At 71.9% G+C, this 13,485-nt stretch carries 11 protein-coding genes and 1 pseudogene; 7 read left to right on the plus strand and 5 right to left on the minus strand.

Annotated elements, in window-relative coordinates:
- Positions 1-139 precede the first annotated feature (139 nt).
- From ACILRF_RS02400 to ACILRF_RS02430, 7 genes and pseudogenes are all read left to right on the plus strand, one after another.
- On the plus strand, positions 140-1,996 hold the full coding sequence (locus ACILRF_RS02400) for a calcium-binding protein (protein WP_395670671.1): 1,857 nt from the start codon (positions 140-142) through the stop codon (positions 1,994-1,996).
- Positions 1,997-2,031: 35 nt separating this feature from the next.
- Complete coding sequence (locus ACILRF_RS02405; RefSeq protein WP_395670672.1) at positions 2,032-3,813, plus strand: calcium-binding protein; 1,782 nt, start codon at positions 2,032-2,034, stop codon at positions 3,811-3,813.
- Between the two features lie 81 nt (positions 3,814-3,894).
- Positions 3,895-4,587, plus strand: coding sequence for a hypothetical protein (locus ACILRF_RS02410; protein WP_395670673.1), 693 nt, complete (start codon positions 3,895-3,897; stop codon positions 4,585-4,587).
- Between the two features lie 146 nt (positions 4,588-4,733).
- Positions 4,734-4,856 (plus strand): annotated as a pseudogene (locus tag ACILRF_RS02415) (hydantoinase/oxoprolinase N-terminal domain-containing protein); the annotation flags it as partial.
- 35 nt (positions 4,857-4,891) lie between these two features.
- On the plus strand, positions 4,892-6,745 hold the full coding sequence (locus ACILRF_RS02420; RefSeq protein ID WP_395670681.1) for a hydantoinase/oxoprolinase family protein: 1,854 nt from the start codon (positions 4,892-4,894) through the stop codon (positions 6,743-6,745).
- Between the two features lie 2 nt (positions 6,746-6,747).
- A complete protein-coding gene (locus ACILRF_RS02425) occupies positions 6,748-8,400 on the plus strand; it encodes a hydantoinase B/oxoprolinase family protein (protein WP_395670674.1) in 1,653 nt (550 codons plus the stop codon).
- Positions 8,393-9,463 carry an MFS transporter gene (locus tag ACILRF_RS02430; RefSeq protein ID WP_395670675.1) on the plus strand — a complete coding sequence of 357 codons (1,071 nt, stop codon included), beginning with the start codon at positions 8,393-8,395 and terminating at the stop codon, positions 9,461-9,463. Before ACILRF_RS02425 ends, ACILRF_RS02430 begins: the two co-directional genes overlap by 8 nt.
- A gap of 147 nt (positions 9,464-9,610) precedes the next feature.
- Here ACILRF_RS02430 and ACILRF_RS02435 read toward each other — a convergent pair whose 3' ends face one another.
- From ACILRF_RS02435 to ACILRF_RS02455, 5 genes are read right to left on the minus strand one after another with little or no spacing between them, the layout of a single operon-like run.
- Positions 9,611-10,309, minus strand: coding sequence for a glutamine amidotransferase-related protein (locus tag ACILRF_RS02435; protein WP_395670676.1), 699 nt, complete (start codon positions 10,307-10,309; stop codon positions 9,611-9,613).
- Positions 10,306-11,487, minus strand: a complete 1,182-nt coding sequence (locus ACILRF_RS02440; protein ID WP_395670677.1) for a CCA tRNA nucleotidyltransferase — start codon at positions 11,485-11,487, stop codon at positions 10,306-10,308. The genes ACILRF_RS02435 and ACILRF_RS02440 overlap by 4 nt, the downstream gene beginning before the upstream one ends.
- Positions 11,488-12,114, minus strand: coding sequence for an NUDIX hydrolase (locus ACILRF_RS02445; RefSeq protein ID WP_395670678.1), 627 nt, complete (start codon positions 12,112-12,114; stop codon positions 11,488-11,490). It abuts the gene before it with no gap.
- Positions 12,111-12,680, minus strand: coding sequence for a DUF1285 domain-containing protein (locus ACILRF_RS02450; protein WP_395670679.1), 570 nt, complete (start codon positions 12,678-12,680; stop codon positions 12,111-12,113). The genes ACILRF_RS02445 and ACILRF_RS02450 overlap by 4 nt, the downstream gene beginning before the upstream one ends.
- Before the next feature lie 49 nt (positions 12,681-12,729).
- Positions 12,730-13,233, minus strand: coding sequence for a GNAT family N-acetyltransferase (locus ACILRF_RS02455; RefSeq protein WP_395670680.1), 504 nt, complete (start codon positions 13,231-13,233; stop codon positions 12,730-12,732).
- Positions 13,234-13,485 lie beyond the last annotated feature (252 nt).

Consider the following 13,485-nt stretch of genomic DNA (forward strand, 5'->3'; position numbering starts at 1 on the left):
CGCGGCCGCGGAATAGTCCTGAGCGTCCAGGGGTTTACGGCCAAGCCGCGCCCTTGTGTCGCCGAAATCCGGCCTTATCTCCCCCCGCGTTTGGAGGGGCGCCTGCGCGTCCGCAGGTTGATCGGAACGGACGCGAGGCATGGCGCTCTACACGGGAACGGCCGGCGACGACCGCCTGGACGGCGGCGGCGAGGATGATCGGCTGGAGGGCCTCGACGGCCACGACGTCCTGCAGGGGCTGGACGGCGCCGACACCCTGGTTGGCGGCGCCGGCCAGGACTATCTGCGCGGCGGCCTGGGCGACGACTGGCTGGAGGGCGGCGCGGAGGCCGACACCCTGCTCGGCGACCAGGGGAACGACACCCAATTGGGTGGCGCAGGTGCTGACGTCCTGTGGGCCAGCTCGTCCGACGACCTGATCGACGGCGGAACCGGCGGCGAGACCACGCCGAGCGATTCCACCTGGATGCTGTCGATCTATGGCGACCTGTTCACCGCCGAGGGCGGGCCGACGGCGCTGACCGTCGACCTGTCCCTGTTGGGCCCGCAGTCCACCGGCTATGGCACCGATACCCTGCGCAACATCGAACGGGTCATGGGCACGCCGCTCGGCGACACCCTGGCGGGCGGCGCCGGCCGCGAGGAACTGACCGGCGCGGCCGGAAACGACCGCCTGACGGCCCGCGGCGCCGGCGATCAGCTGATCGGCGGCGCGGGGGCGGACACCCTGACCGGCGCCGACGGCGACGACTACCTGTTCGCCGGCGATCGGATGGGCGGGTTGGAGGGCGACGCGGGCGGCAACCTGCTGACCGGCGGCCTCGGCAACGACCGGCTGTTCGCGGCCGGCGCTCTCGACACCTTGGTCGGCGGCGCCGACAACGACGGACTGGGCAGCGCTTTCGGCGGCGGCGTTCGGCTGCTGGGCGGCGACGGGAACGACTCGCTCAACGGCTACATCTTCGACCTGGAGATCGACGGCGGCGACGGGAACGACAGCCTGCAGGTCAATGGGCCGGTCGAGAACGCCCCGACGCCGACCGGCTGGCGGCTCGCCGAGGTCGTGGCCGGGGCAGGCGACGACACCATCGCGATAAGCGGGCTGGCGGGCGAGCGCCTGCTGGTCCAGGGCGGCGCGGGGGCCGACAAGCTGATCGTCTATGGGCCCTACACCTCGGGGCAGGCGGTGACGGAGATCTGGCTGGATCAGGCGCACGACGGCGCCGTGCTGCTGGCGACCAGCATCGAGGCGGTGGAAGCCAACTCCGCGCCGGTCCGGGTGTGGGGCGCGGCCGGGGCCGAGACCATGACCGGGGGCGGCTCGCACGACGAACTCCACGGCGGGGCCGGCAATGACGTGCTCAAGGCCGGCGGCGCCGACATCTTCAGGCTGACCGACGGCAACGACATGGTGTTCGGCGACGCCGGCGACGACACGATCAGCAGCCTGAGCGGCGCGAACTATCTGCGCGGCGGAACAGGCGCGGACTCGATTTCCGGCGGCACGGCCTTCGACGACGCCCACGGCAACGAGGGCGACGACACGGTCCGCGGCGGCGACGGTGACGACTGGGTGGTCGGCGGCAAGGACGACGACTGGCTCTATGGCGACGCCGGCGGCGACATCGTCTACGGCAACATGGGCTCGGATACCCAGGAAGGCGGCGCGGGCGGCGACGTGGTGCGCGGCGGCCAGGGCGACGATCGCCTGTCCGGCGGCGAGGGCGACGACTGGATGTCCGGCGATCGCGGAACCGACACCGTCACCGGCGGGGCCGGGGCCGACACCTTCCATGTCTTCGCGGGCGCCGGGACCGACCGCGTCACCGACTTCGACCTCGCGGCCGGCGACCGGGTGATGGTCTTCGCCGGCACGTCCTACACCCTCAATCAGGTCGGCGCCGACGCCGTCGTCGACCTGGGCGGCGGCGACCAGCTGATCCTGCTGAACACCCAGACCTGGTCGCTGCTGCGCGGCTGGATCGTCCAGATCTGAGCCGCCGCGTCCCGGAGCCCTTGGAGTAGATGACGATGCCCACCTTCACCGGAACCGCCGGCGACGACTCCCTGTCGGGCGGCGGCACGGCCTGGAACGACGACCTGCTGCAGGGCCTCGGCGGGCACGACACCCTGGACGGCGGCTGGGGAATGGACACCCTGGAGGGCGGCGCAGGCAATGACATCCTGCGTGGCGACGAGCACGCCGACCTCCTCGTCGGCGGGGCGGGCGATGACGTCTACGAAGGCGCGGGCGGTGATTTCTACACCAGCGCCGACGGCCTCGGGATCCACCAGGACGAGGCGAGTTTCCGAGACGCCGCCGGCGCGGTGCGCGTCGACCTGGCGATCAGCGCCGCGCAGGACACCGGCGAAGGTCTCGACCGCTTCGTGGGGGTGGAGGACCTGCGCGGCTCGCGGTTCGGCGACACCCTGGCGGGGACCGACATCGGCCAGATCCTGTTCGGCGAGGCCGGCGACGACAGCCTGGCCGCGCGGGGAGGCGACGACTACCTGGTGGGCGGCGCGGGCGGCGACCGGCTCGACGGCGGCGACGGCTGGGACACCCTGTTCGGCGACGGCGTGCGCGATGACACGGCGGCCGGCCCCGGCGGTGACGACACCCTCGACGGCGGCGCGGGCCTCGACAGCCTGAGCGGCGGGGCGGGGGCCGACGTGGTCCACGGCGGCGCCGATCGCGACGTGGTGCATGGCGGGGCCGGCGCCGATCGCGTCCACGGCGACGATGGCGACGACCAGGTGTTCTACGACCGGCTGGACCTGCTGGCGTCGGGCGGCGACGGCAACGACTTCATCGAGCGCGAGCCGCCGTGGCTGCAACCGGCCGGCGCGACCGGCAACGTGGCGACGATCGACGGCGGGGCCGGCGACGACCAGATCGGCTTCACCCTCTACAGCGACGGCTTCCACACCGTGATCGATGGCGGGGCCGGTCGCGACACCCTGTCGTTCACCCGCTTCTACGACGACCCGGAGGCGGCGCGCTTCACCCTGAAGCTGGACGTCGACGAGGGCCAGGCGCTGGTCGTGCGCAACGTCGAGCGGGTCCAGTTCTCCGGCGGCACGGTGATCGGCGGAGCCGGCGCCGACGAGATCGTCAGCGGCGACATCAGCGGCGACGAGATCCACGGCGGGGCCGGCGACGACCGGCTGATCGGCGACCAGCACGTGGCGATGATCGGCGGCGTGGTCGTCGGCGGCGACGACCGGGTGTTTGGCGACGACGGGAACGACACCATCAGCGACGTGGCCGGCGCCAACTATCTGCGCGGCGGAGCCGGCGCGGACTCGATCTCCGGCGGCCTCGGCTTTGACGACGCTCACGGCAACGAGGGGAACGACACCGTCCGCGGCGGCGACGGCGACGACTGGGTGGTCGGCGGCAAGGACCACGACACCCTGTTCGGCGAGAGCGGGGCCGACATCGTCTACGGCAACATGGGCGACGACACCCAGGACGGCGGGGCCGGCGCCGACATCGTACGCGGCGGCCAGGGCGACGACTGGGTGCGGGGCGGCGAGGGGGACGACTGGCTGTCGGGCGATCGCGGCGACGACATCCTGGCCGGCGGAGCCGGGGCCGACACCTTCCACGCCTGGAACGCGTCCGGCTACGACCGGGTCAGCGACTTCAGCGCCGCCGAGGGCGACCGGGTGCAGTTGCTCGCGGGGACGACCTATTCGGTCAGCCAGACGGGCGCCGACACGGTGATCGACCTGGGCGGCGGCCAGGCGCTGGTGCTCGTCGGCGTGCAGGCTGCGAGCCTTCCGACGGGGTGGATCTTCGGGGCCTGAGGCGGCGGAGCGTTCAGCCCTCAGCCTTTCGAAGCTTTGCTTTGTGCTACAACCGGTCCGTCGAGACGGATTGGAGAACTCATGGCCAGGCTGGCGGCGGTGATGATGGCGGCGCTGCTCGCAGCGTCGCCGGCGGCCGCGGCGACGCTCTCGCTGACCGGCAAGCCGCGGGCGGGGCAGGTGCTTCGCGAGCATTCGGAGCGGCCGGCGATTCAGTCAGAAGCGCGGAGCACGACCGCAGCGCTGGTGGTCCAGAGCGTGAGGTTGGACGAGAATGGGTCGGCGGACTTTCTGCTGGCGCTGCAGAACTCCGGGTCCGAGACCATCCGCCTGAACGCCGGCGACCTTGTCGTCCAGGCCGGGGACAAGTTGGTGCGCGTCTATTCCGTGGAGGAGCTGAAGGCCGCGGCGCGCGACATGAAGCTCCTGGCGCAATCGCACATCAGCGCCATGGCGCAGCCCGGCGTTCTCGGGGGCGCCGCGGCGCGGGCGGCCTATGTGGCCCTGCCGGACGGTCGTTACCTGGAAGATCCCAACCCGCCGAAGGGCTCGAAGGCGCAGGTGCTGGCCGAAGCGAACCGGCGGCTGGCGGCGGCGGAGGCGGCGTCGACGCGGGCCGAGACCGCCGGTTTCCGCCGCGTCGTCCTTGCGCCCGGCGCCGGAGGCTGGACTGGGCTGACGCTGGCGGCTCTGCCTAAGGCGGCGACGACGCTGCAGATCAGCGTCACCCTCGGCGCCGACATCCACCGGTTCGAGCTCGCCATCGACCGCTAGCGGCCGGGCGCGGCGTCGGCGGCCTGACGCGGGGACTTGCGCGCGGCCTCAAATTGCCACGTTCTTTGTCGGCTGCGCGGTTGCGCGGTCAAGACGCAGGAAGGCCGGCGAAGATCGGCCAATCCGGGAAGCGGGCGGAGACGGGCATGCGAGTGGGTATCGAGGTCGGCGGGACGTTCACCGACCTCATCGCGATCGACGGGGGCGAAATCCGGATCAAGAAGGTCCTGAGCACGCCGCGCAGCCCGGACATCGGGGCGCTGAACGCCCTTGATGCGGCCGGTATCGAGCTGCCCGCCGTCAACTGTCGCACGCCTCGACGGTGGCGACCAACGCCGTGCTGGAGCGCAAGGGCGCCCGCGTCGCCTTTGTCACCAGCCGTGGGTTCCGCGACCTGCTGCTGCTGCAAAGGCAGGATCGGCGGCAGATCTATGACCTGGCCTACGTCAAGCCGAAGCCGGTGGTGGAGCGCCGCGACTGCTTCGAGGTCGGCGGGCGGATCGGCGCCGACGGCGCCGTGGTCGATGCGCTGGATGAAGCGGAGGTCGGCGCGGCGCTGATCCCGGACCTGCGGGCCGGCGACTACGAGATCGTCGCGATCTGCCTGATCGGCGCTTACGTCAACCCGGAGCAGGAAGTGCGGCTCGCCGGGCTGTTGGCGCAGGCCCTGCCCGGCGTTTTGATCACCTGTTCCCACGAGGTCAGCCGCGAATTCCGCGAGTACGAACGCGCCTCGACGACGTCGTTGTCGGCCTATGTGCAGCCGGTGATCGACGGCTACCTGCAGCGGTTCACCGACAAGCTGGAAGGCGGCGGCTTCCGCGGCCGCTTCAGCGTCATGCAGTCGAACGGCGGACGGTTGCCGGCCGAGGGGATGCGCCAGAACGCCATCACCGCTCTGTTCTCCGGGCCGGCGGCCGGGGTCATAGGAGCGGTCCGGCAGGCCGCGCGGTCGGGCTTTTCCAACCTGATCACCTTCGACATGGGCGGCACCTCGACGGACGTCTGCGTGGTGGCCGACGGCCGGCCGCACCTGGCGGCGGAGACCGAAATCGACGGCCTGCCCGTGCGCACGCCGGTGCTCGACATCGCCACCGTCGGGGCCGGCGGCGGCAGCATCGTGTGGTGCGACGACGGCGGCATGCTGCGCGTCGGGCCGGAGAGCGCCGGCGCCGACCCGGGCCCGGCCTGTTACGGGCGCGGCGGCGACCGGCCGACCATCACCGACGCCCACGTGGTGCGCGGGGTCATCCGGCCCGAGGCGTTCCTGGGCGGCTCGATGCGGATCGACCGCGAGGCGGCGCGGGCGGTGTTCCGGCCGCTGGCGGAGAAGCTCGGCCTCAGCGTCGAGGAACTGGCGGACAACGCCGTGCGGCTGGCCAACGCCAACATCGTCCGGGCCATCCAGCTGATGTCGACCGAGCGCGGCCGCGATCCGCGGGACTATATCCTGGCGCCCTACGGCGGGGCCGGGCCGCTCGGGGCCGCGCAGATCGCCGAGGAGCTCGGCATTCCGACCATCCTGGTGCCGCCCAACCCGGGGGTGCTGTCGGCGTTCGGTCTGCTCGCCGCCGACTACACGAAGATCTATAGCATCACCCGCCGCGGGCGGGTCGACGCGGCCGCGCCGGACATGGTGCGGAGCGTCTTCGCCGACCTCAAGGCGCGGGCCGAGGCGGAATTCCGCGAACTGTCGCTGGACGGCGAGCTCTCGTTCTCCCTGACTGCCGACATGCGGTTCGTCGGCCAGGCCTTCGAGGTGCCCGTCGAAGTGCCGACCGCGGCGCTGGCGACCCTGACCGCCGCGGACCTGTTGCGGGCGTTTTCCGAGGCCCACCAGCGGATATTCTTCCACGGCGCGGGATCGGACCGGCCGGTCGAGATCGTCGCCTTCCGCCTGGCGATCGTGCGGCCGCTGGAGGACATGCCGGTGATCGTGGAGCCGCGCACCGGCGATCTCGGGACTGCGCGGACGGTCGAGATCTTCGAGGCCAAGCGGACCCAGGACTGCGCCGTGATCCCCTCGACCGATCTTGCCGACGGGAGGACGGTGACCGGCCCGGCCCTGGTCGAGAGCTACACCTCGACGACCTACGTGCCGGCCGGCTGGACCGGGGCGATCGACGCCAACAGCAACTTCATACTGCGCAAGGCGTGACCATGAAGCTCGACCTGACCGACTATGCGGTGATCACCCAGGCGCTGCTGGCGACCTCGCGGGAGATGGGCGCCAAACTGATCCAGTCCGCCTATTCGACGATCGTCCGCGAGGCGCGGGACTGTTCGGCCGCCCTGCTCGACCGGCGGGGCAACGTCGTCGCCCAGGCCGAGCTGATCCCGATCCAGCTCGGCTCGATGGCCGCGACCTTCGCCCCCTGCGCGGAGCTCTATCCGCTCGACGAGCTCGAGGAAGGGGACTTCTTCGTCAACAACGACCCCTTCAACGGCGGCCAGCACCTGCAGGACGTCTTCATCTTCCACCCGATCTTCTTCGAGAAGCAGCTGATCGGCTTCAGCGCCACGACGGCGCACCACCTCGACCTCGGCGGCGGCAGCGCCGGCCTGAACTCCGAGGCGACGGACGTGCACCAGGAGGGGCTGATCATCCCGCCGACCAAGTTCAACATGAAGCGGGACTGGAACGGCGGGCCGCTCGAGCGGATCATCCGCGCCAACATCCGTGTGCCGCACCAGACCATCGGCGACCTGGAAGGCCAGATGGCCGCCAACGCCATCGGCATCGCCCGGGTGCAGCAGCTGTGCGCCAAGTACGGGGCCGAGACGGTCGTGGCGACGATGAGCGAGCTGCTGGACTACTCGGAGCGGCGGATCCGGGCGGCGATCTCGGCGGCGCCGGACGGCGTCTACTACGGCGAGGACGCGCTGGACGACGACGGGGTCAGCGACGAGCCCCTGGTCATCAAGGCCAAGGTGGTCATCGCCGGCGACAGCATCGAGATCGATTTCGAAGGCAGTTGCCCGCAGGTGCAGCGGAACCTGAATGCGCCGCTGGCCTCGTCGGTGTCGGCGGCCCTGTGCTGCGTCAAGGCGGTGCTGACCAGCCCCGACATCCCGTTCAATCAAGGGGCGATCCAGCCGATCTCGGTCAAGGTTCCGCCGGGCACCCTGCTCAATCCGCGCTATCCAGCCCCGGTGCGGGCCCGGATGGAGGCCTGCTACAGGGCCCACAACGCGGTGATGAAGGCCCTGGCCCAGGCGGCGCCGGACAAGGTCACCGCGATCGGTTTCGACACCGCCAGCATCCTCTGTTTCTCGCGCCTTGCGCCGCAGGGCTACCAGGTCAGCCTGGAGGTGTTCGGCGGCGGCTTCGGGGCCTCGTCGCACCGGGACGGCTGTGACGCGGTGGATGCGCCGCTCTCCAACTGCTCGAACACCCCGATCGAGTCGCTCGACATGGAATTCGAGATGTTCCGGGTCACCCGCTACGCCCTGCTGCCCGACAGCTGCGGGCATGGCGAGTATCGCGGCGGCCTCGGCTTCGTGCGCGAGTACGAGGTGCTGGCCGACGACGTCGAGCTGTCGGTCTACGCCGACCGCTTCCGCCTGGCCCCCGACGGCCTGTTCGGCGGAACGCCGGGAAGTCTCGGCGGCTGCGAGATCGTGCGCGGCGGCGAGGTGATCCCCATGCGGTCGAAGGGCAGCATGACCCTGCGCCGCGGCGACCAGGTGCGGTTCGCGTTCGGCGGCGGGGCCGGCTACGGCGATCCCAAGGTCCGGCGGCGGGAGCTGATCGCCGCCGACCTCGCCAACGGCGTGCTGTCGCGCGAGCTGGCGGAGCAGGTCTATGGCTGAGGCGACGCGGACGTCTTCGGCCTCGACGCCGGGAATGATGATCCCGGTGTTCCTGATCGCCGCCGCCCTGCTGATCGGCTACGTCGACCGCGGCAGCCTGTCGATCGCCGCGCCGGTGGTGATGACCGAGTTCGGCCTCAGCGCCTCGCAGCTCGGGCTGCTGTTCTCCGGCTTCTTCTGGGCCTACACGGTGGGGCTCTTCGCCGGCGTGCCGTTCATCGACCGGTTCCGGCCCGGCTATGTGCTGGCCGGCGGCTTCCTGGTCTGGTCGCTGGCCACCGCCATGACGGGGGCGGTCCACAGCTTCGAGGCCCTGCTGATCGCCAGTTACGGCTGGCGGGCGGTGTTCGTCGCCATCGGCCTGATCAGCCTCCTGTGGCTGCCGCTATGGCTGCGCTGGATGCCGCGCGGCCCGGGCCAGATCGCCGACGTCGGCCCGCCGCCGCCGCTGGCGCGGATCGTACGCCAGCGGGCGTTCTGGGGGTCGACCCTGGGCATGTTCTGCCTCGCCTACTTCCTCTACTTCACCATCACCTGGCTGCCGACCTACCTCGCCGAGGCGCACAGCCTGTCGACCGACGAGATGACCCTCGCGGTCACCCTCTACTATCTCGCCGACGCCTGCGGCTCGCTGGCGACCGGGGCGATCACCGACATGCAGATCCGCCGCGGCCGTGCGCCGGGCCTGGTGCGCAAGGCGGCCCTGGCCGGCGGCTGCGTGGTCGCCGCGGCGGGAATGATGATGTGCCTGGTGTCGGGGGCTCCGGCCTACAAGGTCTGGCTGGCGGTGGCCGGCCTCGGCTTCGGCTGCGCCAACTCGGGGGCATGGGCGTTCATCCAGACCCTGGCCGGCCCAACGGCGACGGGGCGCTGGACGAGCCTCACCAACGGCTTTGCGACCTTCGCCGGCATCCTGGCTTCGATCCTGACCGGCGTGCTGGTCGACCGCACGGGCGACTTCAACGCCGCCCTGACCGCCACGGCCGGAATCTGCCTGCTCGGCGCGCTGATGTGGACGCTGGTGGTGGGGCCGTTCCGCCCCGTCGCCTGGCGGACGACGTGAGCGAGGTCGCCTAGGTCAGGCCCACCGCCAGGGCGGCGGCGGCGCTGGCCAGGACGATCAGGGCTTGCCAGGCGCGGGTCGAGGCGAGGGTCATCGGACGGATCATGCGTGCTCAACCCGCATCGCGGCTTGGCGGTTGCCGGCCGGTCAGGCGGTTTCGAGGAACCGTCGCATCCAGCGGCCGAACCGGACGCGGTCGTCGGCGGCGTTGTAGGTGGCGATGCCGGCGTCGGCCTCGTCGTCCGTGAAGCGCGTTCCCCGGCGGGCCTCGATCAGGTCAATGGCGTAGGCCGGTTCGAACTCCGGGTGGAGCTGGATCGAGGCGGCGCGGTCGTCCGGATAGGCGAGGGCGCCGAACGGGGTGAAGTCGCTGGCGGCGATCACTTCGGCGGCGGCCGGCTTCTCCACAACCTGGTCCTGGTGCGAGGCGGGAAGGCGGATGGCCGAAACCGGCTCCATCCACGGCTGGCGGCCGGTGACCTCGTAGTCGTGGGCGCCGATGCCCCAGCCCTTGGGGGATTTGACGACCTTGCCGCCGAAGGCTTCGGCCATGACCTGGTGGCCGAAGCAGACGCCGAGCAGCGGAACCTTGCCGCGCACGCCCTGCAGGAAGCCGATCAGCTCGGGGATCCACGGCTCCGGGTCGTAGACGCCGGCCGACGAGCCGGTGATCAGATAGGCGTCGGCGGCGCCCCGACCGTCCGGCCACTCGCCGGCGTCCACCGCCCAGGTGCGGTAGGTGTAGGTCTGCGGCCCCAGCAGGCGCTCGAACATGTCGGGATAGGTCCCGTGCGCGGCGACGAGCCCGTCGGGCGGCGTGCCGGTCCTCAGGATGCCAAGTTTCACCGCGCCATCTCCCGCACCACCGATTGCAGCTTCGCTTCGGCCGCCTCGCGCGGCGGGAAGCCCTGTTCGATCCACCACGCCTCGACGGCGCGCAAGGCCTCGCCGACCTGGGGTCCCCTGGGCAGGCCGGCCTGGATCGCGTCGTCCCCGCCGAGCGGGAAGGTCGGCGCCGTCCACTGCTCGGCGAGAGCGACGACTTCCGGCCCGGCGAAGGCCAGCCGCGCGCGGTCGGCAAAGGCGACAGCGCCGAGCCGGTAGATTCCGGCGCGACCGTCGTCCGGGAGCGGCCCGAGCGCGGCCGCCAGGCGGTCGCGGGCGGCGTTGGACAGGCGCAGGCGCCGGGCAAACGCGAGACCGGCGTCCGGGCCGCCGGACACCAGGGCGGCGAGGCGCAGAAGCGGGTCGGCCGGACCGGCCTCGGCGACCAGCCGGTCGAGTCGTTCGAGATCGGTGGCCTCGGGCGCGACGACAGCGAGGACGCCGGATTCGGCCATCAGGCGGAGCGCCGCCCGCGGGTCGGGCGCCGCCAGCAGCTTCAGCAGCTCGGCCTGGACACGCTCGGCGGCGAGCCCCGCCGTGGCGGGCGCGAGGGCGGCGATGGCGGCGAGGGCCTCGCCGTCCGGCTCGCCGGCCCCGTACCAGGCCAGGAAGCGGAAGAACCGCAGCGACCGCAGGTGGTCCTCGCGCAGGCGCATGGCCGCGTCGCCGACGAAGACGATGCGGCCAGCCAGGGCGTCGTCGACGCCGCGGCCGGTCGGGTCGTAGAGGCTTCCGTCGCGCCGCGCGTAGAGGGCGTTGAGGGTGAAGTCGCGGCGCTGAGCGTCCTCGGCCCAGTCGGTGGTGAAGGCGACGACGGCCCGGCGGCCGTCGGTCTCGACGTCGCGGCGCAGGGTGGTGACCTCGAACGGCCGGTGATCGGCGATGGCCGTGACGGTGCCGTGCTCGACACCGGTCGGGACGGCGCGCAGCCCGGCGGACTGCAGGGCGCCGGCGACCGCGTCGGGGGTCAGGACGGTGGCGATATCGACGTCGCTGATGGGCCGGCCGATCACGGCGTTGCGGACGCAGCCGCCGACGAACCGGGCGCAGTCCGGTCCGCCGGCCGCTTCCAGCGCTCCGAGGACCGCGACAGCCGCGGGATCGGTCATCCAGTCGGGCTGGCCGATGCTGTCGACCATTCAGGCGACCGCCGCGCCGTAGAGGCGCAGGTAGAGGGCGCGCAGGACGCCGGCCGTCGCGCCCCAGATCACCCGGTTCTCATGCGTCATTGCGTAGAAGCGGAACCGCTGGCCGTTCGGCAGTTCGCGCTCCTGCTGCTCATGGTTGGCGGGATCCATCAGGAAGCCGAACGGCGTCTCGAAGATGTCGGCGACCTCGTCCGGATTGGCGGCGAGCGGGGCGTCCGGCGAGACGAAGCCGACCACAGGATGGATCAGGTAGCCGGTGCCGGTCCAGAACGGGCTCGACAGGCCGGCCAGGGTGACGAACCGCGGATGCAGGCCGATCTCCTCCTCGGCCTCGCGCAGCGCCGTCTCCCAGGGGGTCTCGCCCGGATCCTGGCGGCCGCCGGGCAGAGCGATCTGGCCGGTGTGCTTGCGAAGGGTGTCGGCCCGGCGGGTGAGCAGCACGGAAAGACCCTCGGGACGCTCGACCAGGCCGATGAGGACGGCGGCGGGCACGAAGGTCCCGGCGTCCGGCGGCACGCCCATGGCCGGGTCGAACTCGGCGCGCGGCGTCGCGGTCGGTTCACGGACTTCCAGCGGGTCGAGGTGGCGGCGAATCCAACTCCGCAGGTCCTGGCTCATCCGCGATGAGCCCCGGCCGGCGCGATCGGGAAGAAGGCGCCGTTGGAGGTCAGGCCAAGCGTCGGGCCGCCGGGGGTGTCGCGTTCCTGCGCCAATTCGACGAGCTCGTAAAAGACAGGCCGGGCGATCAGCGCCTCGAGGCCGCCGCGAACATGGACGTAGGGGCGCGGCTCACCGCCCTCGCCGGTCTCGACGCGGATCGGGTGGTCTGGGCCGGCCTCGACGACGTCGCCGACATTGGTGGTGAAGGTCAGGGTCTCGCCCACCCGGTCGGCCCGCACGGCCACGAAGGGCGCGTCCTCGACCTGGATCCGCAGCTTCTCGACGGGGGTGACCAGGCAGACGCCGTCCGGATCCTTGCGCAGGATGGTCGAGAACAGGCGGACGAGGGCCTCGCGCCCGATCGGGCTGCCCTCATGGAACCAGGTCCCGTCGCGGCGGATGACGATGTCGATGTCGCCGCAGTGAGGGGGATTCCACAGGTGGACCGGCGGCAGTCCGCGACCCGCCGCGCGGGCGGCGCCGGCGATTCCCTCCAGTCCCTTGCTGCTCTCGACTCCGGCCATGCCCCGGCAAGGTAGGGCGGGGGCGGCGGTCAGCCAAGCGGGGCGCGTGCTAGAGCGGCGAGAACGATCCTGCGGGCTCGGGGGCCTCGTCGCGAAGGCGCAGGGCAAGGACGCGGCGCTGATCGACCGGACCGGGCAGGCGGACCGCGGCGGCCGGGGCGGCGGCGAAGCCGAAGCGCCCGAAGTAGGGCTCGTCGCCGACCAGCACCACCCAGGTCTCGCCGGCCGCCTTCGCGGCGTCGCAGGCCCTCTGGACCATCACGGCGCCGACGCCGGCGCTGCGCTGGTCGAGGTCGACCGCGAGCGGGCCGAGGAAGACGACGGGCTGGTCGCCGATGCGGACGCGCCACAGGCGGACCGTTCCCACCAGCACGCCGCCGTCGAAGGCGCAGACGGAAAGCTCCGGCGCGAACTGCGCGATCTCGCGGACCCGTTCGGAGGATTTCACGAAGCGGCCGGGGCCGAAGGCGCGGTCGACGAGCGCCTCGGCGAGCGGGGCGTCTTCCGGCCGTTCTGGCGCGTAGGTGAGCTTGAAGGAAAGGTCGTCGGGCATCGGCCTGGGTGCTGGGGTCGAGGGAAGAAGGGATGCGCGGCCGCGTCGGCCACGGGAAGCGGGCGTCGTCAGTGACGGGTGTTTCGTCGCGCACGCATCGGGGGAGCCCTTCTCCAGCCCAGGATGGGGCGCACTTAGGGCGCATGGGATTGCGCGTCAACGATGTTGCGGCGCAGCAGCCCGCAAGGCAGGTTCCGGAAATGGCGCAGGCTCCCTCCGACGACGTCCCCTCCGCGCGCGCCCTGCTGCGGG

The sequence above is a fragment of the Phenylobacterium sp. genome, from assembly GCF_044236515.1.
Taxonomy (GTDB): domain Bacteria; phylum Pseudomonadota; class Alphaproteobacteria; order Caulobacterales; family Caulobacteraceae; genus Phenylobacterium.